The sequence below is a fragment of the Methanosarcina sediminis genome (assembly GCF_052056915.1).
GTDB lineage: Archaea > Halobacteriota > Methanosarcinia > Methanosarcinales > Methanosarcinaceae > MTP4.
In genome coordinates, this window is sequence record NZ_CP195119.1 from 2,101,492 (window position 1) to 2,123,942 (window position 22,451).

General features: G+C 46.8%; 19 protein-coding genes. 4 read left to right on the top strand and 15 right to left on the bottom strand.

The window, feature by feature from the left end; genetic code table 11:
• Positions 1-18: 18 nt before the first annotated feature.
• Together ACSAZK_RS08995 and ACSAZK_RS09000 are read left to right on the top strand one after the other, a co-directional pair.
• Positions 19-603, top strand: coding sequence for a hypothetical protein (locus ACSAZK_RS08995; RefSeq protein ID WP_440953835.1), 585 nt, complete (start codon positions 19-21; stop codon positions 601-603).
• Between the two features lie 260 nt (positions 604-863).
• Entirely contained in the window at positions 864-1,346 is a 483-nt protein-coding gene (locus ACSAZK_RS09000) for a hypothetical protein (protein ID WP_440953836.1), read from the top strand.
• An 858-nt stretch (positions 1,347-2,204) separates the two neighbouring features.
• Here the strand turns inward: ACSAZK_RS09000 and dapB are convergent.
• From dapB to ACSAZK_RS09045, 9 genes are all read right to left on the bottom strand, one after another.
• Entirely contained in the window at positions 2,205-2,996 is a 792-nt protein-coding gene (dapB, locus tag ACSAZK_RS09005) for a 4-hydroxy-tetrahydrodipicolinate reductase (protein ID WP_440953837.1), read from the bottom strand.
• Complete coding sequence (gene dapA / locus ACSAZK_RS09010) at positions 2,993-3,868, bottom strand: 4-hydroxy-tetrahydrodipicolinate synthase (RefSeq protein ID WP_440953838.1); 876 nt, start codon at positions 3,866-3,868, stop codon at positions 2,993-2,995. Before dapA ends, dapB begins: the two co-directional genes overlap by 4 nt.
• Positions 3,869-3,907: 39 nt before the next feature.
• On the bottom strand, positions 3,908-4,102 hold the full coding sequence (locus tag ACSAZK_RS09015; RefSeq protein ID WP_048177205.1) for a 30S ribosomal protein S17e: 195 nt from the start codon (positions 4,100-4,102) through the stop codon (positions 3,908-3,910).
• Between the two features lie 452 nt (positions 4,103-4,554).
• Positions 4,555-4,851, bottom strand: a complete 297-nt coding sequence (locus ACSAZK_RS09020; protein ID WP_440953839.1) for a hypothetical protein — start codon at positions 4,849-4,851, stop codon at positions 4,555-4,557.
• Positions 4,852-5,030: 179 nt separating this feature from the next.
• Positions 5,031-5,282 (bottom strand): hypothetical protein, encoded by a 252-nt coding sequence (locus ACSAZK_RS09025; RefSeq protein ID WP_440953840.1) that lies wholly within the window; start codon positions 5,280-5,282, stop codon positions 5,031-5,033.
• Positions 5,283-5,477: 195 nt separating this feature from the next.
• The gene (locus ACSAZK_RS09030; protein ID WP_440953841.1) at positions 5,478-6,335 is read right to left on the bottom strand and encodes a heparan-alpha-glucosaminide N-acetyltransferase; all 858 of its coding nucleotides are present in this window, start codon (positions 6,333-6,335) and stop codon (positions 5,478-5,480) included.
• Between the two features lie 341 nt (positions 6,336-6,676).
• On the bottom strand, positions 6,677-7,639 hold the full coding sequence (locus ACSAZK_RS09035) for a hypothetical protein (RefSeq protein ID WP_440953842.1): 963 nt from the start codon (positions 7,637-7,639) through the stop codon (positions 6,677-6,679).
• A 363-nt stretch (positions 7,640-8,002) separates the two neighbouring features.
• Positions 8,003-10,711, bottom strand: coding sequence for a PGF-pre-PGF domain-containing protein (locus ACSAZK_RS09040; RefSeq protein WP_440953843.1), 2,709 nt, complete (start codon positions 10,709-10,711; stop codon positions 8,003-8,005).
• A gap of 559 nt (positions 10,712-11,270) precedes the next feature.
• Complete coding sequence (locus tag ACSAZK_RS09045) at positions 11,271-13,244, bottom strand: TIGR04279 domain-containing protein (RefSeq protein WP_440953844.1); 1,974 nt, start codon at positions 13,242-13,244, stop codon at positions 11,271-11,273.
• 750 nt (positions 13,245-13,994) lie between these two features.
• Here ACSAZK_RS09045 and ACSAZK_RS09050 point away from each other — a divergent pair.
• On the top strand, positions 13,995-14,192 hold the full coding sequence (locus ACSAZK_RS09050; RefSeq protein WP_440953845.1) for a hypothetical protein: 198 nt from the start codon (positions 13,995-13,997) through the stop codon (positions 14,190-14,192).
• Here ACSAZK_RS09050 and ACSAZK_RS09055 read toward each other — a convergent pair.
• The 3 genes from ACSAZK_RS09055 to ACSAZK_RS09065 all read right to left on the bottom strand — a co-directional run bounded on the left by ACSAZK_RS09055 (position 14,170) and on the right by ACSAZK_RS09065 (position 17,630).
• Positions 14,170-14,292, bottom strand: coding sequence for a hypothetical protein (locus ACSAZK_RS09055; protein WP_440953846.1), 123 nt, complete (start codon positions 14,290-14,292; stop codon positions 14,170-14,172). The two genes, ACSAZK_RS09050 and ACSAZK_RS09055, sit on opposite strands and share 23 nt — an antisense overlap.
• 444 nt (positions 14,293-14,736) lie before the next feature.
• The gene (locus tag ACSAZK_RS09060) at positions 14,737-16,566 is read right to left on the bottom strand and encodes a TIGR04279 domain-containing protein (RefSeq protein WP_440953847.1); all 1,830 of its coding nucleotides are present in this window, start codon (positions 16,564-16,566) and stop codon (positions 14,737-14,739) included.
• A 98-nt stretch (positions 16,567-16,664) separates the two neighbouring features.
• Positions 16,665-17,630, bottom strand: coding sequence for a hypothetical protein (locus ACSAZK_RS09065; protein WP_440953848.1), 966 nt, complete (start codon positions 17,628-17,630; stop codon positions 16,665-16,667).
• Positions 17,631-18,136: 506 nt separating this feature from the next.
• On the opposite strand from ACSAZK_RS09065, the gene ACSAZK_RS09070 reads away from it, so the two are divergent.
• A complete protein-coding gene (locus tag ACSAZK_RS09070) occupies positions 18,137-18,334 on the top strand; it encodes a hypothetical protein (protein WP_440953849.1) in 198 nt (65 codons plus the stop codon).
• Between the two features lie 493 nt (positions 18,335-18,827).
• On the opposite strand, the gene ACSAZK_RS09075 is transcribed toward ACSAZK_RS09070, so the two are convergent.
• From ACSAZK_RS09075 to ACSAZK_RS09085, 3 genes are all read right to left on the bottom strand, one after another.
• Positions 18,828-19,754, bottom strand: coding sequence for a hypothetical protein (locus ACSAZK_RS09075; protein WP_440953850.1), 927 nt, complete (start codon positions 19,752-19,754; stop codon positions 18,828-18,830).
• Positions 19,755-20,078: 324 nt separating this feature from the next.
• Positions 20,079-21,200 (bottom strand): CPBP family glutamic-type intramembrane protease, encoded by a 1,122-nt coding sequence (locus ACSAZK_RS09080; protein ID WP_440953851.1) that lies wholly within the window; start codon positions 21,198-21,200, stop codon positions 20,079-20,081.
• Positions 21,197-22,147: a DUF1616 domain-containing protein gene (locus ACSAZK_RS09085; RefSeq protein WP_440956982.1), complete on the bottom strand. Its 951-nt coding sequence runs from the start codon at positions 22,145-22,147 to the stop codon at positions 21,197-21,199. Before ACSAZK_RS09085 ends, ACSAZK_RS09080 begins: the two co-directional genes overlap by 4 nt.
• Positions 22,148-22,451 lie beyond the last annotated feature (304 nt).

The window sequence follows — 22,451 nt, forward strand, 5'->3', positions numbered from 1 at the left end:
AATTCAGGAGGGTTAATATTGGACAAAAGAGACCGTGCTTATTTTATCGCCGCTTCTGCGGTTCTGGCTGTACTTATTCTGTGTATTCTTATTTACTCCTACTTTAAAGCCCAGCTCCTCTGGGGAATCATAGCTGCGGGAATGATTGTTCTAATAGCTGGTTCTCTTCTTTTTTGTCTCGTTTTTACGGATTCCCTGGCCTTTCCCCGGAAAAGTGAGGGGGATAAATTCGGGGTCCAAGGAGTCAAATCAGGGAAAGGTACATCAGAAGGAGTTGAATCAGGGGAAGTTGAATCGGAGGGAGTTGAATCAGAGGCTTTGAGCGACTCAAAAGTTTATGAAAGGCCGTCTTTCTTCTTTGGCATACCCTTCGGGTTTGTGCTCGGAGGAATTTTTAGCAGGTATGAGAGCCTGTTTTCCATGGAATATGCCGGAGGGTCGGCGGTTGTGCTGTATCGCGGGGTCTGCCTTATTTCGAAAGGAGATAGGCTTAGCATTACCGGGAAATGGTATCCTGGGAAAAAAGTCGGAGTAAGAGGGAATGTGATTGTTGCGGACAGGGTAGAAAATCTCAGTTCGGGGTTAGTTTTCAGCAAAGAATAAGTCCTATGTGTTTTTGCGCGGGTTCCTTTCCGATTAAGCGGACCTTGTGGTCTCATGGTTCGTTTTTTCGGTGATCTATAATTGATGAGCACTTTACGATCACAAAGAATTGAACAATGAAATGACTACTATGTTCTGTGATGATAAAGCTGCCTGTGTTTGAAAAGTAGCTAACGTAGCTAATATAAATTTGTCAGAAATTGGGCAATAATTCTTTCATGTATTTTTGTTCAATTATAAAAATGAGGGATTTAACGACAATGGACCTAAAACTGTCTGCAGATAAAAAAACCGAATATTTAAATCGAGTTAGAGATGCCATTAAAAATCCATCTTATTCCATATTTGTCATCCTGGGCTTTCCATTCATACTTGCGTTACTAGGGGTCCTACTCGATCCGTTTGTTATGCCTGTTTTACTTATTGGGCCAATTGTCACATTGGCTTATTATGCCTATTACACTGGAAACAAACTGTCTTCTGCAATATTGGGACTATTGGTATTTCCACTTATGTTCTTTTATGCCGGACCCATCGGTGCAATTCTTGATTTCCAATTTGAACGACTTGATAGATATTTTGAATGGCCGTACATAGTTGGTATCATTGATGATTCCTGGAAGTATTCGCTTGCCCATTCACTAATAGGATTCTTAATTGCATTTAGAAAAAAAGCATATTTGGTTATTGCATTACTTCTCTTTATATTACAGCTTATGGAATTTATCAGTCACGTCGACTAAAAACATTGTCGCTTTTCCCGAATAATTGTATGGTTTACTTGCTAGTAGTTTTTGGGTTTATGGTCAAATAGGGTACTTGTGTTCAGATGTCCGACTTTGTAGTCAGGAGGACTTTATGGTAAAGCTCTTCAATCGTGAGGTTACGGAAGAAAATGAAAGGCAAAGTAAAAAAACAAGTTAAAATAGCTTGGTTCAAAAAACAGGAGCAATATCCGGTTCGAACTCCTGAATTTTGACCCCCTGCAACCGGAATTGGATCTTCCGTCTTTATTGTTCCCGGACGCCGAAGGCGACCGGCCTTTCCGGAATTAAAGAGAAAAGGCAGAAAGTAAAAGTGACCAAAATTCTTTCACCAATCTCAAGTTAAAGTTTAACCACAGAAAGCACGGAAAAAACGGAATAAATGAAATAGGGGCACAAGCCTTCCGTGCTTTCCGTGTCTTCCGTGGTTACAAAGTAAGTGTAAATATTTACATCTGGGACTATATATAAAATCAGAATATTGACGTCAAGTGAGTCGAATAAAAGTAAAAGTTCATAATGGCAATTTATTTTGCAGACACTTCTTTTCAGTAATTTCGTGAAGGGCCGCTTGCTTCGCAAGCGGTGAGGGCCCATGTTCTCGATACGAAGAAGTAGATAACCAGAATTGGAATCAGTATTAAACTTTGTCACAAAAATTAGGGCCGTTTCAAGCAATATGACAGGAAGCTTAATTCAAAGGAACCTGGCCTGTGTTAAATTCGGAGAAAAAAAGTTCCTGTATCGGGCCTGATAGGGGTCAGGGCCCGAAACGGTTTATTGTTTTGAAGATTTTGTTTTAAAGTAAAGTTGTTGTCTTAAAGTGAGCTTTTTGTTTTAAAGCCCGAGGACGTCGTCCATGTTGTAGATGCCGGGGTCCTGTCCGCAGACCCATTCGGCTGCACGGACTGCGCCTTTGGCAAAGATCTGGCGGGAGTGAGCCATGTGGTTGATTTCGATCCTTTCGGAGTTTCCGACAAAGAGGACGGTGTGGTCTCCGGTGATGTCTCCACCGCGAACGGCATGGATCCCGATTTCCTTGTCCCGAGGAGCTATTCCTTCCCTGCCGTAGACGTATTCCTTACCTCCCAGGGCTTCGCTGATCACGTCGGCTGCCCGAAGAGCGGTGCCGCTTGGGGCGTCCTTCTTCTGGTTGTGGTGGGCTTCGATGATCTCGATGTCGTAGTCGGCAAGGTACTTTGCGGCTTCCTTTATGATCTTGAAAAAGACATTGACTCCGACCGAAAAGTTCGGGGCGATCACTGCGCGGACTCCATTTTCCTGGATTGCGCCGTCGACCACTGCCCTCTGTTCGGGGGTCAGGCCTGTTGTTCCTATGATCAGGTTGACTCCGCATCTGGCTGCGTTGGGGGCATTTACCACGGTTGCGCCGGCTATTGTAAAGTCGATCAGGACGTCGGCTTCGGTCTTTTTCAGGACCGTTTCCATGTCTTTTACGTCCGAGACCTCGATTCCGAGTGTCCCTACCCTGGCCATTTCCCCGGCGTCTTTTCCGACATTGCCAACGTCAAAGGCGGCAACGAGCTGCATGCCCGGGGAGCTCGTGATATTTTCTATAATCAGGGAGCCCATCCTGCCGCAGGCTCCTAAAACTGCTGCGTTGATCATTTGAGGACCCCCAGTTTCCCGAGTTCTTCTGCAAGCTTTTCAGTGTTGGCATCTGCGAGGGGAGCTAGAGGGAGCCTTACATGCCCGCTGGCAAACCCTGCCAGTTCGGCGGCCTTCTTTACAGGAATCGGGTTTGTCTCCAGGAAAAGCGCACGGATCAGGGGAGCCATTTCGTAATGGAACTTCCTGGCTGTTTCGTAGTCTCCTTTGAGGGCTGCATCCACCATCCCGGACATTTTCTCGGGCACGATGTTAGCTGTAACCGAGATGACCCCGCTACCTCCTATGGACATGAGCGGGAGGGTCAGGCCGTCGTCCCCGGAGAGCACTATAAAGTCCTCGTCCACGGTGTTTTCAAGGATCCTGGTTGCCTTGTCGAGGCTCCCGCTGGCTTCCTTGATCCCTACGATGTTTCCGACCTTTGCAAGTTCGGTAATGACCTCGACGGGCATATCCTGCCCTGTCCTGGACGGGACGTTGTACAGCACTATGGGTATGTCCACGGCCTCTGCGATTTTCGTGAAGTGCGCAAGCAGCCCTGCAGGGTTAGGCTTGTTATAGTAAGGTGAAATTAAAAGAGCGCCGTCCACACCCGCATCTGCGGCGTGTTTTGTAAACTGGAGGGCTTCTCCCGTATTATTCGACCCTGTTCCTGCAAGCACCGGGACCTTTGCACAGTCCACGGCGATGTCGATCACTTCTTCATGCTCGGCTGCGGAAAGGGTTGCTGATTCCCCGGTGGTGCCGCAGGGTACTATACCTGTGACTCCTCCTGCTTCCACAAACGCGATATTTCTTCTCAGGCCTTCCCCGTCAATCCTGTCATCCTTCGTGAAAGGAGTGATCAGGGCAGGCATTGCTCCTTCAAACATACAGATCCCCAACTTCTTCCCGGTATCCCGGGGTTGCGCTCAGATTATTTTTGCGCGTGCAACTTTCCTTGTGACGTAGCCTGCTACCCGGTTCCTGATAACCTTGCTTTCAATGGTCGTGTACTTGGCCACAAGAAGTTTGTTTGTATCGAAATCTTTTGTAAAGACGTCTCCGTAGTTTTCAATTAACTTGAATGCGGTTCTCTTGATGTTGGTCTGTCTAATATTTCCCATGATATCTTCTCCTCTATGTTTTTCGCCGTTTTTTTCCAGGCGTCAAGATTTTCGGTTTATTTGGTTTACGGTTTATTTGATTTATTCAGTTATTCGATATAGCTCACAATGTTTCCTGTGAACCTGGTTAACGTAAAGCAAGAAATGCGCTGAATCGTTACCTGAGTTAGTGTTGAGTTAAGTAAGTGCTAAGTTGAATGTTGAGTTAAGTAAGTGCTAAGTTGAATGTTGAGTTAAGTAAGTGCTAAGTTGAGTGTTGAGTTGAATGTTGAGTTAAGTAAGTGTTACCAGCTTCCGGGGGATATATCTCCGAAAACCGGATATAAAAATTTGGATTAATTACTAATTTTGTCGACTAATAGGTAACTTCCGATTTATATCTTTTGGGGTAAAAAAGATTTTCGGATAATGTCCTTTCCTTTTTCCCTCAGGCTTCTTCCTCTGAGTTTACCTTACTTTTTCAGGTAATCCGTTTTTCCAAGGAAGCGGTCAAGAGTCCCTGCGCTGGTAAAGACTTTTTCCCTGGTCCCTTTGCGGTTGACAAAGAGACCAACCAGGACAATCAGGAGCCCGAGTTCTGGTTTTACCTCCACGGCAATGGCCCCTATCAGGATCAGGGAAGAGGCTGCAAGCCCCTTGAGAGCACCTTTCCGGTAGGAGAGGTAGCCTGTCCTCTTGAAAATCCGGATGTCCCGGAGGGTGAGGAAGAGCACTACAAAATAGGCAAACATTGCAATTTCAAGATACATTCCGTTCTCCACTGTTCATATTTCGCAGCCTGCCGACCCATGAGATTTATCCGGGGGCCTGGCTACATCTAAAAATCAAGTGTAAGATATGTTAGGGGCATGGGTTATATATAAAACCAGTCGTTTTGCGGCACTCCTGCTCACAGCCCTGCGGTTTTATATTTCCCTGGCTCTGCGGCTCAAGGAGATATGAACCCGAAAAGTATCAGGTACACTACAATTCCGAGAAGAAGGGCTCCTGTCCAGAACAATATGCCAATATCCATGTATTTTTTGCCTTTCCATTTCCACTGGTTTGTGACAAAAATAATCCCCAGGACAAGGGTCAGGAAGCCGAGAAGCCTGTGCAGGGTAAGCAGCCACCCGTAAGCAGGAAGGAAAATGCCCAGGCTTGCGGAGTATAACATGTAGCCCACCGAAGGCAGGGCCATGATAAAGGCAAGAGTTGCAACTTTTCCGTGCAGCCGGAGATTTTTCTTTTTCTTTGCAAGGGCATAACCCAGAATTAAAAAAGCTATGAGCTGTACGAGCAGTGAAATATCTGATAGTGTTAGTGGTCTTGAAAACAGAGCGATTCCCCCGAAAAGAAGTGGTCTGGAGATTATTTATACATAATTCTCAAATTTTTATATCAGGTTAAGGTCCAGGTATCCGGCTGTCCAGAGCAGGGCAAGAAAGAGGGGCTGGTGGATGAAATAGATAAAAAGGGAATGCTTACCGAGCCAGGCAAAGCCTTTCACGGCCCCGGAACCTTCGAAGGCAGGGACTGCAAACTGCCTGATGCCCCCCGCGTACAGGGAATTTCCCAGGTAGATCCCTAGGAGGACCATCCCGAACCAGGGGAAAACCGGGAAATAATCCAGGGCCTGGAAGTGCTCTGGCCGGAAACCCAGCCAGATAAGGGTTGAAAACCCGAAAGTCCTTGTCCCGAGCCAGTAACCGGGAATAAAAAATAGTAAAGCCATAAGCAGGTTTACCTCTTTCAGCCTGAGGTATGGGTAAGCGAGTATGGCCGAAACCCCGAAAAAGTGCAGGATCCCGAAAAGGATGTACCTTTCGGGAAGAAAAATCCGGGTTACGGCTGTGAGCACGAGCCCCAGAGTGAAGAGTTTGAGCCCCCTTCTGAGATATTTCCGGAAAAGTTTTGAGGGAAAGGCGGAGGTGGTTAGGGCTGAAGAGGAGGTTGAAGAGGAGGATGTGGCTGAGAATGAAGCTAAGGTTGAAGAGGAGTGTGAGGCTGAGGTTGAGGATGAAGACCCGGTCCCGTTTGCCCTGGAATAGCTTATTGAAAGGGCTGCCCCTGAAACCAGGATAAACATTTCTGCCGCACCCCTGCCGATGTAGGAGAGAAGCCCCGAATTAAGTTCAAACTCTGCCAGCCTGAAAAAGTCGAGGTCGTAAAGAAAATGGTAGCCCAGCATCAGCACGACGGCTAGCCCGCGCAAAAAGTCGATTTCCCAGAAACGGCCCTTAGCTCTGTACATTGAAACAGTCCCCGGAAAAACATATGACTGTCTTTATATAAATATGCAATGAGGCCGGAGGGTTGGCTTTTAACTCACAGTTTCTTTTAACTCACAGTTTCTTTTAACTCACAGTTTCTTTTAACTCACAGTTTCTTTTAACTCACAGTTTCTTTTAACTCACAGTTTCTTTTAACTCACAGTTTCTTTTAACTCACAGTTTCTTTTAACTCACAGTTTCTTTTAACTCACAGTTTCTTTTAACTCACAGTTTCTTTTAACTCACAGTTTCTTTTAACTCACAGTTTCTTTTAACTCACAGTTTCTTTTAACTCACAGTTTCTTTTAACTCACAGTTTCTTTTAACTTACTTTTCTCGAATAAGCAAAAAGGAATACAATTCCTACCCCGATTCCCCCTAACATGTATATCCCGTCTCCTATCATTTCGTTATTCTCAAGGTTTTCGATTGGTCCTATTTTCCCGGGATTTTCGATTAGCCCTTTATTCTCAGGACCTTCACTTCCCCGGCTATCCGGAGTTTGTTCCTGAAAAGATCCGGGGGCTTCTTCCTGCAGGGATGTGCTTTTTGCCTGGGCTGTTCCCATAACTGAAGCGCTTTCACTGATGGGTTCCGCTTCAGGCATGATGGTGGTTCTCGACCCCCGGATCTTCTGGGCGGTCCCGGGGCAGGAAGGGCCGGAAGCCAGACTTCCTTCAGGCTGCAGGGCGACAGTTACTGCATAGTTCCCTCCGGTGATTTCGTATTTTCCGGGGGGGACGGACTCCGTGCTGTAGGCATAGCTGAATTTCCCTTCCGAATCAGCCTTTACCACCTGCAGGGCCGTAACTTTCAGCTTCACCCGCGTCACTCCACTTTTTGCATTCCCGTCAAGCTTGAGCTGGTAAGTTCCCGGAGGGACCCTTTCTGCAGAAAGGACGGCAACACCTTCGTTTGCCTTTGTACTTCTCTGCCTCCAGAGGACAAGTTTGCCTCTTACGTAAAGGTCCTCCACGCCTTCTGCCCGGACGGTAAAGCGGTTGTTGAAGTCGGGGACCCCCACGTTTTGCAATTCGTAAGTGTAAGTGCCTCCGATCACCGGGACATCTTCTTCAAAATAGACGAGAAACCCTACTTCCTCTTTCGGAGAGGCACTCCCGGTGATCAGGACGGTGTCTCCTGCCACAGGGTTTGCAGGATTTATTTCCCAGCCACTGACTTCCCCGCTTGCAGGAAAAACGGTCATTGTGATAAACATGAACAGTGAAAAAAGAAAGACCGACGTCTTTTTTCCAAAACCTCCGTTGAATACCTTAAATTTCATAAAAGCACCTCTCCCATAATAGCGCAAGGGTTCTGTCCTTCCCCCTTTTTTCAGACCCCGGATCTTAAACTCCCTATCAATACTTTTCAGGTTCAAAGTACTTATACTTATCATTTTTTGTCAAACACTTATCATTTTTTGCCAGACTTTCCGACATCAAATATTCTAAAAAAGGAGAACTGAATGGTGGGAATTTAGTGAAAAAGAGGCTATTTCGGAAGCCTATAAAAAAGAAACCGGGTCTTAAAAACCTTTGAGGACCTTTTTCCGGAATAATATTTTTTTAAGAATAGCACTTTTTTCGAGAATAGTTTTGAAAAGCAGAAGAAATGGTATTCTCTGCTTTTCAGGGGTTTTTCCAGTTTACTGCCTCCTTTTCTCTATCACGGCCAGCCCGATCAGGATTATTATCATGAACCCGATAATGAAATTAAAAACTTTTGACATGATACTCTTCGAGATTCCTGTCTTTTCCCCATCTCCGGTACTTTCTTCTGTTTCCGGAGTTTCGGTATCCTGAGGATCGGTTTCCTTTATCTGCTCTGTTTCCGTAGGGATCTGACCTTCTACCTTTCGGACCTCAATCAGGGGCTTACTGTTTTCGGCTGTAACGGCAAACGGGGAGAATCCCGGGGAGCTGGCTTCGAAGTAGATGAACCCCTCGTCTTCCCCGATCTTCCGGGTCTGGAGAACACTCCACCTGTCTTCGGAATACCTGTTCAGGGCGATCGTGGATTCGATAATTTCGTTTTTGGCTATCCACGTTTTGTTTACCCTGAAACCAACAACGGGGTTGCCAATGTTTTCAGGACTTGCAAAGCCCCCGTTTCCTACCCAGATGTTGATGTGCCTGTAAATTTCCCCATCAGGCTCAGCCGGGGTCAGGACGGAGATATCTTTCAGTTCCTCGATAATGGTTGTGGTTTTTCCGGCACTTTTCTTTGCGTCGAATTCCACGTAATCGAGAATGGTGGCTTTCCGTATGAACTCAAACCTGATGCGGTTCCCGTTAGTAACGAACTGCTGGGCAAGTTCCTTGACGTGGACATTGCTTGCAGGTTCGGGAGATCCACCTCCCCCTCCGCCACCTCCGCCACCACCGCCACCTGAGCTTTTCTTGACGGTTGTAACATCGCTAACAGTTATCTGCACGGTCTCAGAATCTGTTAATTCTCCGTCCGTAACATTGAACCCTACCAAATAGATTCCAGAATCATCAGAGCCCGGAGTCCATTCAAAAAGGCCACTGGTCGTATTAAGTTGAGCCCCACCGGGAAGGCCTGTGGCGCCATAGGTAAGATCATCACCATCATCATCGGAAGCTGTTAATGTGAATGCCAACAGGCTGTTTTCTGCAACAGCTTTGTTTCCTATTGAGTCTAGTGCCGGGGCTCTATTGACATCTCCAACTGCTATAGTTATTGTTTCAGAATCTGTGAGCTCCCCATCTGAAGCTGTGAATTCTACATAGTAAATTCCGCTTTCCCCATAAGCCGGAGTCCAGCAGAAAATATTATCTGCAAGTTCTCCGAAGGTTGCGTTTGTGGAGTAAGTAATCATGTCTCCATCCGGATCGTTTGCTGAAAGCTCTATCCTGAGTTCCGTGTTTTCAGCAGTTGACTGAGGTTCTATTTCAGCCAGACCAGGGTTCCTGTTTACGTCTCCAACAGTTATCTGCACGATTTCGAAGTCAAGACCTCCATTCCCATCGAAAACACTGAAGTTTACGGAACAAGTTCCTGCTTCATCGTATTCAGGAGTCCAGGTAAAGTTCTTGTCAGTAAGAGTACCAACGCTGCTTTCGTTCTTGGCAAAAGTGAGAGGGTCTCCGTCTTTATCTGTTGCAGAGAGATTGATCACAAGTTCTGAACCTTCGTCAACGGATTGATCACCAATATCAACGAGCACAGGTGCTCTGTTTACGTCTCCCACTGTTATCTGCACGATTTCGAAGTCAAGACCTCCCTTTCCATCCGAAACACTGAAATTTACGTAATATATTCCTGATTCCTCATCCGTCGGAGTCCATGTAAAGTTCTTGTCTGTAAGCTTTCCAACGCTGCTTTCGTTCTTTGCAAAAGTTATAATATCTCCATCTTTATCTGTTGCAGAGAGGTTTATCACAAGTTCTGAACCTTCGTCAATAGATTGATCACCAATCTCAACGAGTACAGGTGGTCTGTTTACGTTCTCTACAGTAATGGTCACTGTTTCGGAATCATTCATGATTCCATCCGTTACGTTGAACTCTACATAGTAAGTTCCACTTTCCTCATAATTCGGAGTCCATGTGAACTCATTTCCCATCAGAGTTCCGAACGTAGCATTTGTAGCGTATGTCAGCTCGTCGTTATCAGGATCCTTAGCCATTAATGTGACTGTCAATGAGCTGTTTTCTGCAACAAATTGATCTTCAATTGATTCCAGTTCCGGAGGCTTATTTGCCGGGGCAGCCGTATAAGTTGTAGAATTGTCCCATCTTATGTTTCCTGCTTCATCGGTTGCAGAAACATTAACCTGGTGAGTTCCTTCAAGAGCTGTAATTATTCCTTCCCATATTGTTCCTGTCTTGTTACTCAGCGCTGTTCCTGATGCCTGTACTGCCGTAACTTCTATGTTGTCAGTAACATCCACTGTCACAAGAATAGGTTTTCCTGTTTCAGTCCCGGTTACGTTTAAATTGACCGAGTTAATTACCGGCTTTTCAGTATCCGGCATTTCCATCGTTGAAGCCGTGTCGTTTACCCAGGTGTAATTTATGTTTCCTGCCTGGTCTACTGTTCTGATCCCTATCTCGTATTGAGTGTTGTTCGTAAGGTTTGTTGCATTGTAGTAATTGTTCGAGGTGTTTTCTTCGAGAACGCCATTAATATAGACCATTGTCCGGTTGAAATTCGTGTCATCCGGGTTCGTCCACGTCCAGTTAATCCATGTGTGCCCAACTTCCGATTCGTTCAAGCCGGTAACCATGGCCTTGTACTCTTCTCCTACGGAGGCCCCTACCCCTGGCAAAAAGGCAATGAAAATAAAAAGTAGTAATAGTATGAGCGGTGTACCTAACTTGTCCTTCAATTGTCATACCTCACGAAGTTTTTTAGACCCTCCTGCTGGGGGAGGGGTTATGTATTTCAATTAATTTATTCTGAATTTTATTGTTTTTTTAATATAAACTATCTTAAATTTAATAGGAATTAGTACTATCTTTTTATAATGTGTTATAGCCTGAAATCATTTCGCAGATTCAAAACTATAGGGGAGTTAAATACACGATACAATAGTGAGCAGCACAAAAGGTCAAACGTTAATGGAATTGCAATTCCATCATGGTACTATGGAAGGATCATATAATATGAAACAAATATGAACCTGAAGTAAAATAGTGGGCCGCCTGTGCCCGATATATCACTATATAACAGAAAAATTAAAAAAGCTAAACGATTTCGGGAAAACAAAACGAGTTTCGAGGCGAAATTATTTCAGGACATAACATCCAGAATAATATTGTCTTCATAATAGTATTTTTTTTCAAAATAGTTTTGAAAAGCAGAAGAAATGTTATTCTCTGCTTTTCAGGGGTTTTCATGGATTTTATGGTTTTCATGGATTTTAGGGGATTTTAAGAGTTTTCAATTTACTGCTTCTTTTTCTCCATCACGGCAAGCCCGATCAGGATTACCACCATGAAACCGATAATGAAACTAAAGGTTTTTGACATGAGACTCTTCGAGATTCCGGGCTTTTCCTTTTCTCCGGGGCTTTCTTCGGTTTCCGGAGTTTCGGTTTCTTCTGGCTGCTCTGTTCCTGTGGGAGGTTGGGGTTCCTCACTTTCCTCAACTACAGGCTTGTTGTTTTCGGCTGTGACGGCAAACGGGGAGAATCCCGGGGAGCTGGCTTCGAAGTAGATGAAACCCTCATCTTCCCCGATCTTCCGGGTCTGGAGGGCGTTCCATTTGCCTTCGGAATACCTGTTCAGGGTGACCGTAGATTCGATTATTTCGTTTTCGGCTATCCACGTCTTGTTTACCCTGAAACCAATAACGGCCCCGCCAATGTTTTCAGGAGATGCAAAACCTCCGTTTCCTACCCAGATGTTGATATGCTCGTAGATTTCCCCATCAGGCTCAACCGGGGTCAGGACGGAGATATCTTTCAGTTCCTCGATAATGGTTGTGGTTTTTCCGGCACTTTTCTTTGCGTCGAATTCCACGTAGTCGACAACGGTGGCTTTCCGTATGAACTCAAACCTGATGCGGTTCCCGTTAGTAACGAACTGCTGGGCAAGTTCCTTGATCCGGACGTTGCTTGCAGGTTCGGGAGATCCACCTCCCCCACCGCCACCGCCGCCACCACCGCCTGAGGAGCTGCCTCCTCCGCTTGAGGGTTTTTCTTCTTCATCTTCGTCGTCTTTCTTGTCTACGGTGATTTCGTTCTGGTCAAAGGCAACCAACTCTCCGGATTTCCAGACTCCGGTGAACAGGATGTAGTCTTTGGGGGTTTCTACGTTTTCGAGAGGGAAATTAAAATTCGTACTGTTTCCGTGGCCGTCTTTCTTAAGGAACCGGGTGTTTTCCCCGAAAACGTCGACTGCGAAGGAGTTTAAGTTACTCACGTCCTCAGTGCTGATTCCTATGAAGTCCAGCAGATCGGTTTCGGAGCTGAATTCCGCGGGAAGGTCGAGATCCCCCATAAGCTCTCTGCCGTTAATGGAAAGGTTTGTCCCGGTCCTTACCCCGTTGGATTCCATTTCCAGTTCGGCTTTGTAGTTGCTGGCTTCGATGAGGACGGCTGTATAGTTGTAACTCATGTCCGGGCCGTCGAGGTCGATGCTGACGTCCAGGTCGTAACTTGAAGTGGACTTCTCGTCGATGCTTGTCCCAACCTTCATCCCGTAGGGCAGGACTTTAAAGGCTGTTGCGGAGAGAATTTCCAGGTCCTCGGAACTGTCGAGCAAAACGACTATCCCGTAATCCCCGCTGTCCCTTGGCCCCAGGTCGAGGTGCAGGTCGCCGTTTTCATCAAGGAGCAGGTCTTCGTTTTCGTCAAGGGTTTCTGGGTACCTCTCGTAATCGGATTCCTCAAAGTTCCGGAGGAAGAGGGCCTCAAAATCGTCCGCATTGGCTGCCCTGAGATCGGCAAGCATATCAAGGACGGAAACAAGGTCCGCTTTTACCAGGTAGACCCTGACCCTCTGGCCCGCAAAGCCGGAGGCTCCCTTGAAGTCCAGGAATACTTCGTTTTTGCCTGTAACATTGGTGTACAGCGGATGGGTCGGGTAAGGGTAAATCATTTCCTTGTAATAGTTCCCTTCCTCGTACATTCCCAGGTTAAGGATCATTGCCAGGTCCAGGCTTTCACTGTGGAATTCGCTATGGTTTACTCCCCGGTAGGTAAAACTGAGAGGATCGGGCAATCGAACCGGATCTCCCCCGCTTAACTGGATCCAGTTGCCGTCCGCTGTGTCGTCATAATGGTCAGCAAATAAGAGTGTGCTGCCGTCCATCACAACTTGTGCAAAATAAGCCTGGTCAAGGCTTTCGGAAGTTTCAGCCGAGACTGTGGACATGGTGAATAGCAGCAGGATTATTGCAATTATGGTTTTTTTCAATTCTCATACCCTCGTCCATATTTCTCTTTTTGTTTTTTCTCAACATATCTGTTTAAAGGAATGGATTTTATTCCCCTGATTTCCGTATTAGGTATATTAATGAGTTGTACTATTATAAGGCTCGAAAAAATTATAGTGATCAGGTAGCATTCAAAAGTGACTTCTGCCATGAGTTCTTTGCACCTATCACAAAAATAAATCCTACCCTGGACGCCAGAGCTCGAAATATTATAAATGTATATGTATAAATAGGGATTATTATTTTATACAGTCAAATATGTATTGCCACAGACTTTATATTAATTTTTCTCAGTAAGTCTCGACCAAATTCTGCGAATCTTTCCATGAAAACGTATGATTATCCATGTTTAGTTCAGCACCTTTTTATAAGGGAGGAATTCCTGCTTATTAATATTTGAAACTACTCTTATTTAGAGGAGAATTTAAGAACATATTGGCCCCGGAGGAGGGGGCACAAATTTTTTATATTGTTGGCACCTTGTTTCTATCTGGTACTGTATAGAAGATTGTAAAAGACGTAGGAAAAATCCGGACGCTAATAAATCAGAAGTTTTTTATAGTATCTTGGGAGTGTATAAGCGTTATTTTACAATGTATCATTCCAATATATCATTCACAATATATCAATATTTCACAAGTGGAACTTATTTGCAGGAGGAATAATTTATAATACTAAGCATCATCTCATCAGCGATTTCTTCAAGCGCTATTTCCTCAAGTGCCATTTCAATGGTCACAAGCCCGGGGCTCCCCCAATACGGAGCTGCAGTGACAGTTGGGCTCATAGCGTTCCTTTCTTTAAAAGAGGTCCTTTCGGCGTCAGACAAATGGAATAAATCCCTTGACAGTTCTTTTAACCTGGCAATCCTGCCGCTGCTTTTCTGTTTTGCAGCAATTGTCCTTTTCAAGGTCGCAGAGATCCTTTAATTCCAGGAATTCTTCTTTTTTTCTCCACTTTTTTCTTTATATTCTTCCCCACTTTTTTTATTATTTTTGTCTCCATTTTTTCGATCTGTTCTTCTTCCATTTTTTTTCGTTATTTTCTTCCCACTTATTTCTCTTTTTTCTTCCCCACTTTTTTCTTTATTTTCTTCCCCACTTTTTTCTTTATTTTCTTCCCCACTTTTTCCCTCATTTCTTCGTCCATTTTTTCACCCTTTTCTTCCCCACTTTTTTCTCTTTTTTCTTCCCCACTTTTTACCCTGATTAACGCTCAGGCGGGAAGCCCCCTCCCTCAACAGCCGAAGGCTGGTATGGGGGCTAGTTCACGAAGCAGGAATGTGAAAATAAGGGGAAGTAAGTTCACAAAGCATGGATGTGAAAAAATAAGAGAAGTAGAATTGAAGGTAGAGAAATTGAAGATAAAAAAGCTTTTTAAAAAAGATTGAAAACAGAAGACTCGGAGCCTTCTGTTTCTCGCGTAATTTTGCTTCCGGTGCAGTGTTTATGTTTTTTAGAGTTTTTTTCGGGTTTACGGCTCTTCTTTCTTCTTCAGGGCCAATCCGATCATAACTACCATCATAACTCCTACTAAGAAACTGGCTATTTTCGAAAACCATGCCGGAAACCTTCCAGAGGTTTCAGGTTCAGGCCCGATTTCCTGTTCCGGGGTATTTGTTCCTACGGAAAGCGGATCTTCTTCCCCACCTATCTGCTCAAGCATTATTATGCTCTTGCCGCTTGTGGTAATCGCAAACGGGGAGAAGGAGGGGGTTTCAGCTTCGAAGTAGATGTATTCTTCGTCTTCCCCGATTCTTGTAGTCGGAAGGAGATTCCACCGGTTCTCACTGAAATGCTGGAGAACTATTGAGTCCGCATCAACGTTGTTTTCAATGATCCAGTCCCTGCTCACCCTGAAGCCCACAACTGCGCCTTCAATGTTTTCCGGGGTTGCAAAGCCTCCGTTTCCGACCCAGATATTCAGGTACCTGTAGACTTCTCCTTCGGGTTCGGCAGGGGTCAGGGTTGACCTGCTTTTCAGTTCCTCGATAATGGTTGTGGTTTTCCCTACACTCTTTTTGGCGTCGAATTCCACGTACCCTACGGAGGTGGCTCTCTGAGTTAACTCGAATCTGATGCGGTTCCCGTTAGTAACGAACTGCTGGGCAAGTTCCTTTTTACGGACGTTACTTGCGGGTTCGGGAGACCCTCCCCCACCGCCGCCTCCGCCGCCTGAGCTGCCGCCTTTACTTTTTTTCTTGCCCGGCACCTTGATCTCCAGTTCTTCCTGGCCAAGGGCAACAAGCCCCTTGCCTGGCTGGTATACGGCTGCAAGCAGGACGTAGTCTCCTACCGGAAGGTCAAAAGCGGTAAGTGAAAGGGTATTCTTTCCCTCTACCCCCAGTGATATCGCGCCTTTCCCTTCTCCCATCATGGTCTGGAGTTCGGTCTGGAGTTCGCCTTTGCTCAGCTTTGACCTGTAGTTTGAAGAATTTATGTCAAATTCCTCGATGACGTCTATTTCGTTTACTATGACGGAAGTCCCTGCCCGGGTGCCGTCGGAATCGATCTCGATGTTGGCTTTGTATGCCTGGTCCCTGATCAGCACTGCCCCGTAGCTGCAGTCGTCGGCTTCGGGCACGTCGGGCAGTTCCAGGCTTATGTCCAGGTTATTGCCTTTCACGATGCTTTCCGCTGTGATCTCCAGCTCGTATTCCACAACCACAAACGCAGTTGCCGAAAGGACTGTAAGGCTCTTGTCCCCGTTGTCCTGAAGCAGCACTATGCAGTACTGCCCGGCTTCCATGGGGCCGAAGTCGTGGTCAAGGAGATCTCCGTTCCCGTCCAGGGAGGCCGGGAATGTCTCATAGTACCCGTCCATATTCTCGTGGAAAAGGTCACTCAGGCAGTCTACGTTCTCACCTGCCAGGAGGGTATCAAGGACTCCGCGTACGGAACCCGAACTTGGCTTGAAGAGATAGATGACCACGTCCCCTGCCAATCCCGGCTCTCCCCGGAAGCTCATGGTCACGTTTTCATCAGGCAGATATACGGGGTGGGTGGTATAGGGGTAGCTTACCGTATACTCTTCCTCTGCGTCTTTATGCAGGGTTGCGGAAACCCCTCCGTATCCCCTGGATTTGGGGCCGTCGTATGTGATTTTAATAGGACTTGGGAGCCGGATCTCGCTGACCCCGGCAGGCCCTCCCAGGCTTATCCAGTTCCCTTCATCCGGGTTTCCTGTATGGTCCAGGAAGTATACTTCCATGTCGCCAAATGTCAGGTTGGCAATGGGTTCTGCCTCACATGCCACTGCTGTTGCAGAACTTAATATGAAGATGGTTAGTGCTAATAATATCAACAAACTTTTTCTCAAACTTTATTCCTCCGTTTCACTCCCTTTTTTACTCTCCATTTCACTCCTTTTTACTCTCCGTTTCACTCCCTTTTTACTCTCCGTTACTTTCCCGGGTCATCGGTTTCCGGCTGTCTCTGCTCCTTCGGGGATGTCTTCGAGGATCCCTTTTTCCCGTTTCTTTTTGAAATTATGATCAGTGCAAGGACTGAGGCCCCGATGCCTCCCAGTACATAGCTTTTGTCAAGCAGGAACCCGGTTTCCCGAGGGACTGCGGGTTTCGGGGCTTCATATCCCGGGACATGCGTTTCCAGGTTTCCTGCTTCTCCGCTTTCTTCCGGGGTTATTTCCTGTTCCTGGGGCTCTTCCCGGGTTTCGGAAGCTTCCGGTTCCGGTTCCGCTGCAGGCGTTGCCTGGGCTGCCGGAAGGGCAGGGGTTGGCACCCTGGCAGGTTCAGAGTCGAGCGAGATTGTTTTTGTGCTGCCACCCACCTTTATTTCAAAGTCCCCCGGCGGGACGGCTTTTGTATTATAGGAATAGCTGAAGTCCCCTTCAGAATCGGCTTTTATCCGCTGGCGGGCAGTGATCTTCAGGTCCGTTGTCGAAGCCCCACTTTCGGCGTTCCCGTCAATCCTTATCATGTAGGTCCCTGGCGGGACTCTTGACTGGGAAACGGTTGCATCACCCCCCGATGCCTCCGAGCTTATCGTAATCCAGACCAGGATTTTCACCCTTACGTTCAGGTCCTCTACCCCGCTTGCCCGGACCGTAAAGGTGTTATCGAACCCTTCAGGGATCTCCACGTCTTCCAGGATGTACTCGTACTTCCCCCCGGAAACCGGGGCTTTTTGTTCGAAGGTTACGGTCACATCTATTTCCTCTTCCGGGGACGCAGTTCCTTTTATCCGGAGGGTGTCGCCCAAAACCGGGTTTTCGGGAGAAATTTCCCAGGCACTGACGGCTGCCCCCGCAGGAGAAACGGTTAACAAGGCAAGGACAAGGATGGAAAGAAGGGCTGTAAGGGCAGCCTGTCTTTTTCGCGATTTGCGGGGATCTGGATTATATTTCATGGAATGACTCTCTTTTTTCTGGACCTGGTCTGAAATATTATATATGCCGATGCCAAAATCCTGAAACATGATTTCGATAGATAATTTAGAAAGTTGTGAGCTCTTTACGAGTTTTTTACGGATACTCTAATCTCCACTCGATATAAGTTTTGTTAATAGTCAACGTTTTATAATACCCACTACTATATTTAATTTTATTTGTTTTGACATTCATTCGTATAATGAAACGTCCAATTATATGTATTTAAAATTTCCGTATTGATTTAAGAAGATGTCTATTAATGCCTATTTTTTCATTATACCATATCATTGAACCTTACTTACCCCATTAATTTTATATCTCAATGAGATAACCAAAATCAAAAGTTTTTTATATGATTCGGTCTTCTTATGTAACATCATAAATTTGCTTGCTTTATAACTATTTGCAGGAGGAATAATACATACTACTAAGCATCATCTCATCAGCGATCTCTTCAAGCGCTATTTCCTCAAGTGCCATTTCAATGGTCACAAGCCCGGGACTCCCCCAGTATGGAGCTGCAGTGACAGTTGGGCTCATAGCATTCCTCTCTTTAAAAGAGGTCCTTTCGGCATCGGATAAGTGGAACAAATCCCTTGACAGTTCCTTTAATCTGGCAATCCTGCCGCTGCTTTTCTGTTTTGCGGCTATTGTCTTCTTCAAGGTAGCCGAGATCCTTTAACCCACGAGATCCCGGCTACTTTGCCCTCCACGTTTTCATTTCCCACTTCTTCCGCCTCAATTTTCATTTTTTATCTCTTTTATCTTTTTTGTTTTTTCATCTCTTTTAGCCAGGCGGGAGGGTTTTCCCCGGATTTTTGGCTTGAGACCGTGCGTGTTTTCTGGCTTTCCGGCTTTCCTCCTGCCCCAGGCTCAAAAAGGGGTTGTCCGGAATAAGGTGAAGTTGCCTGTCTTTCAAAAAGAGGAAAAAATCGTCCCGGCAACGCCGGGGTTCATAAGGAAGAGGTAAGGACTGAGAAAAAGGAAGAAGGATAGAAAAGAAAATGACAGAAAGGAAGGGGGGACAGAAAGGAAAGAAGATATGAGGAAAGAAAAGACGGCAGGAAAAAAGGAGGGGAATGCTTCCTTTTCTGCCTGACCCCATCTTTTTTAGTAGTTTTTCCGGCAAGCTGCGTTTTATCTCCGAAGGCGGTTTACCGGGTTTGATTCAATTTTTATTTCCCAGATTTCCGGATGAGGGAGATTACCAGCAAACTTCCCAGGATTCCCCAGACCATGAAGCTTCCGTCTGCGGAGGGTTCCTCTTCTTCAGGGGTTTCTTCGGCTACAGGTTCGGACTCTGGCTGTTCATCTTCAGCTTCGTTTCCGGAGGCTTTTGAGGCATCTTCACCGGTTTCTCCTTCGGAAGCTTCTTCATCGGATTCTGTCATTTCCCGGGTTTCGTTTTCTTCTTCGGGAATGGGCTCTTCGGGCTCAACCGACCTTATGGTTGCGGAACCTGTACCCGAACTTCCTCCGGATGAGCTCTTTGCTTTGAGGGTTATGGTTTTTGTGACCCCATCAATGCTTATATCGTATTCCCCTGCGGGCAGGCCGTCGGTGTCATACTCGAACCTCAGGTTTCCTTCGGAGTCGGTGTCTATTGTCTGGGCTGCGGTGATCCTGAGGGTTACACGGGACTGGCCGTCCAGGGCATCTCCGTCCATCTTGACTTTATAGGTCGCGGGGATTACATGGGACTGGGAGACTTCGGCGACTCCGGCGGTGGCGTCTTTGCTGAGAGTGACGAAGAGTACTCTCACGTTCAGGTCTTTCACGCCTTCGGCACGCACTGTGAAGCGGTTGTTGTCCGCGGAAGGGATCTTCACTTCGTTGATCACGTACTCATACTCCCCTCCGGATACGCCTACGCTTCTTTCAAAACTGACATCGGCATTGAGGGTCTGGTCCGGGGCGGAAGTGCCGGTTATGACCAGGGTGTTTCCAACGTAGGGGCTTGAGGGGGCTATTTCCCACTCCGTGACAGCGTCGGCGGATGCCAGGGGGGATGCAAGCAGTAAGGCAAGAAGCAGTACTGACAGGCAGGCGGCGGAACTCAGAATTTCGTTCCTCCTGCAATTATTCCCAGTGTCTTTTTTCACAATAATAACTCCTTTTTGGCAGATTTCTTAATTATAATATTAATGATGAAACTTCCGGTTTTATGCGATGAACTTGAACGTACTTTTATATTTAGTTTGCCCAGTTGATTTGCAGGACTCTTTCCAGCTGTCCGGCATGAGGGATGGCATAGGGCCGTATTTTGCAGTTTCTGGCTTTTAGTCCTGTAATTTTTAGTGGATTTCCTATTAGTTTCCTATAAGTATTTTAATACAGACTATTAAACTTTTGGACTTCCCGTATTTCTAAACTTTATTAATATGTAGGATGCAGATCTCCCCCGATTTTTCCCCACCCCGGCTATTTCAAAAGAGCCCGTAGGCTTCGTGCAGGTGCGGGATGATCCCGAAAAGGAAGACGTTTACGAAGCCGTGGAGAACAGCGATGAAGGGAAGGCTGCGGGTCCTGAGAAAGGCGACACCCATGATGAGCCCGACAAAACCCGTATAGAGGATTTCGTAAGGAGTTCCGTAGCCCGAGTGCATGAGCCCGAACAGGATGCTCGTTATAATCAGGGCTTCTTTTATGCCCAGCACCTTTTCAAGCCGGGTCTGGAGGATGGACCTGAAAATGACTTCTTCGACCAGCCCCACGAAGAAGACCATTACTATGGTGAGCAGGAGCAGGTTTTTGAAGGAGAGGTCCGGGATCAGGTACCCTGTCCGGATGGTCGTGTATTCCCCAAGGCCCAGCAAAAAGCCCAGGGGAACCGAGAGAAGCATGTAGTGCCCGAGTTTTTCGCTTGTAATTCCGATCTCCTCAAGGCCAGGCCGCTGGTGCCAGGCCACAATTGCCGCAGGGAGTGCCAGGGGCCCGTAGATGAAGATGAAAGTATAAAGGGTGGTATCGAAGAAGACCGGCATGGACAGGTTAACCAGGCGCAGGATCGGGAGCAGCATAAGGGCCTGGTGGAGCCGGATGATTTCCTGCTCCCGGATGAACATCGAGGAAAGGGCAAGGGCGGTTATGGTCCCGATATGCAGCCAGACCGAAGCCCCCATATTTCCCGAGAAGATCAGGAACTCGGCAAGGGCGATGGCAAGGACCGGAAGCCCTACGGGAAGCACATATTTTTGAAGTTCCCCGGCAGCAGCCGTCCCGCCGGATTTTACCGTTCTTCCCACCGGCTTTACCCCTGATTTTATCCCCTGCCTCCCTCCTTCATTGGCTCCTGATTTTGTTCCTGATTTTGTTCCCGGTTTTGTTTCTGATTTTGTTCCTGATTTTGTTCCTGATTTTGTTCCTGATTTTGTTCCTGATTTTGCCCCGGTTTTCTCTCCAGAGTTTCCTCCGGTCTTTACCCCGGTCTTTACTCCAGAGTTTCCTCCGGACTTTGTTCCAGGACTCCTTCCACTCCCTTTACCAGTCCCGCTCCCTTTACTCGTTTCCTTCACCTTTCCCTGGAGGGGTGAGGTTTTCGGGCTCACTTCGCTGCCCCCTCTTTTTCGGCCCCTTTTTCATCCCATTTCCCGTCCTCTTTTTGACTCTCTTCTGCCGTTGTGCTTACGTTGATCCAGAGGTGGAGGTCGCGGTAGGGGACTTCCTGTTCAGTGTCGTTGAAGAGCAGAAACTCGAGCTTCATGTCTTTTCCTTCGGCGGGTGGGGTGATGGTAAGCGGCCTTTCCCAGGTCACGTTGTGGCCGAGGCGGACGTGGCTTGCGTCCTCGGGGAGCGGTAGGGTTTTGTTGTCCAGCCGGACTTCCAGGCTGTAGTTCACGGCCCTGTATTCGTGGTTTACGACCCCGAAGATGACGGTCCCGCTTTCCCCGAGCACGTAGTCCGTGGGGTAGTTGTCAGCCATCCCTTCCGGCCCCAGGATGTAGAACTCGGTGAAGTGCTCTCCTTCCTTCGGGGTCACGATGACATAGCCCAGGGTTACGACCGAGGCGAGGATGGAGAGGATAAGGATGATTGTGAGAATTAAGTCGGTCCGGGACTCGGGCTTTTCCAGGACCTCCGCCCTTAGTGCCTCTGCCCCTGCCCTGAAAGGGACCTCGAACCTCCCGGCTTCGGGAAGCTGTTCCCTCCGGAAATAGGCAAGCCCGCACATGAGGAGCGTAAAAACCGAGATGCTGATCAGGACCGGCACAAGCCTGATCCCCCAGGAGGTATAGTTCAAACCAAGCCCTATCAGGGGCACGACCGCTATGCTCAGCCCGAAAGAAAGCGCAACCCTCTCGATCCCGTCCAGGTCGGATTTTGCAGGAAAGAGCGCCGCTATCAGCGCATACCCCGGCAGGAAGAGCACCAGGGGAAGCCCGAGCACTGTCCGCAGAAAGGTTTCATTGAGCCCCGGCATAAGCACGAAAAAGTCAGTCAGGAGTACGAGGCCGGTTACAAGTAAAAGGTCAGAGGGTACTTTATTTCCATTCATTCGGGTCATGGGGCTCATCAGGCTCATCTTTTTTTAAGAAAAAAAATCTCATCAACAATTATCTTTAAGGAATGTCTAATATTTTTTTATCCTTTTTTATTCTTTTGCTTAGTTCCCCCGATTTACCAGGTCCCCCTGATATGCGCATTCCATACCTTTATTTTTATTTTTCAACCGTTTTGGTATATTCTCTTTCCTTACTACAACTATGTAAATTTTTCGATTTTATTGCGGTTTTACGTTCACTCTATTTCTTCTTTCCCTCTTTTTTCCTTCATAAGGTCCCGAACGTAAATATTTACAC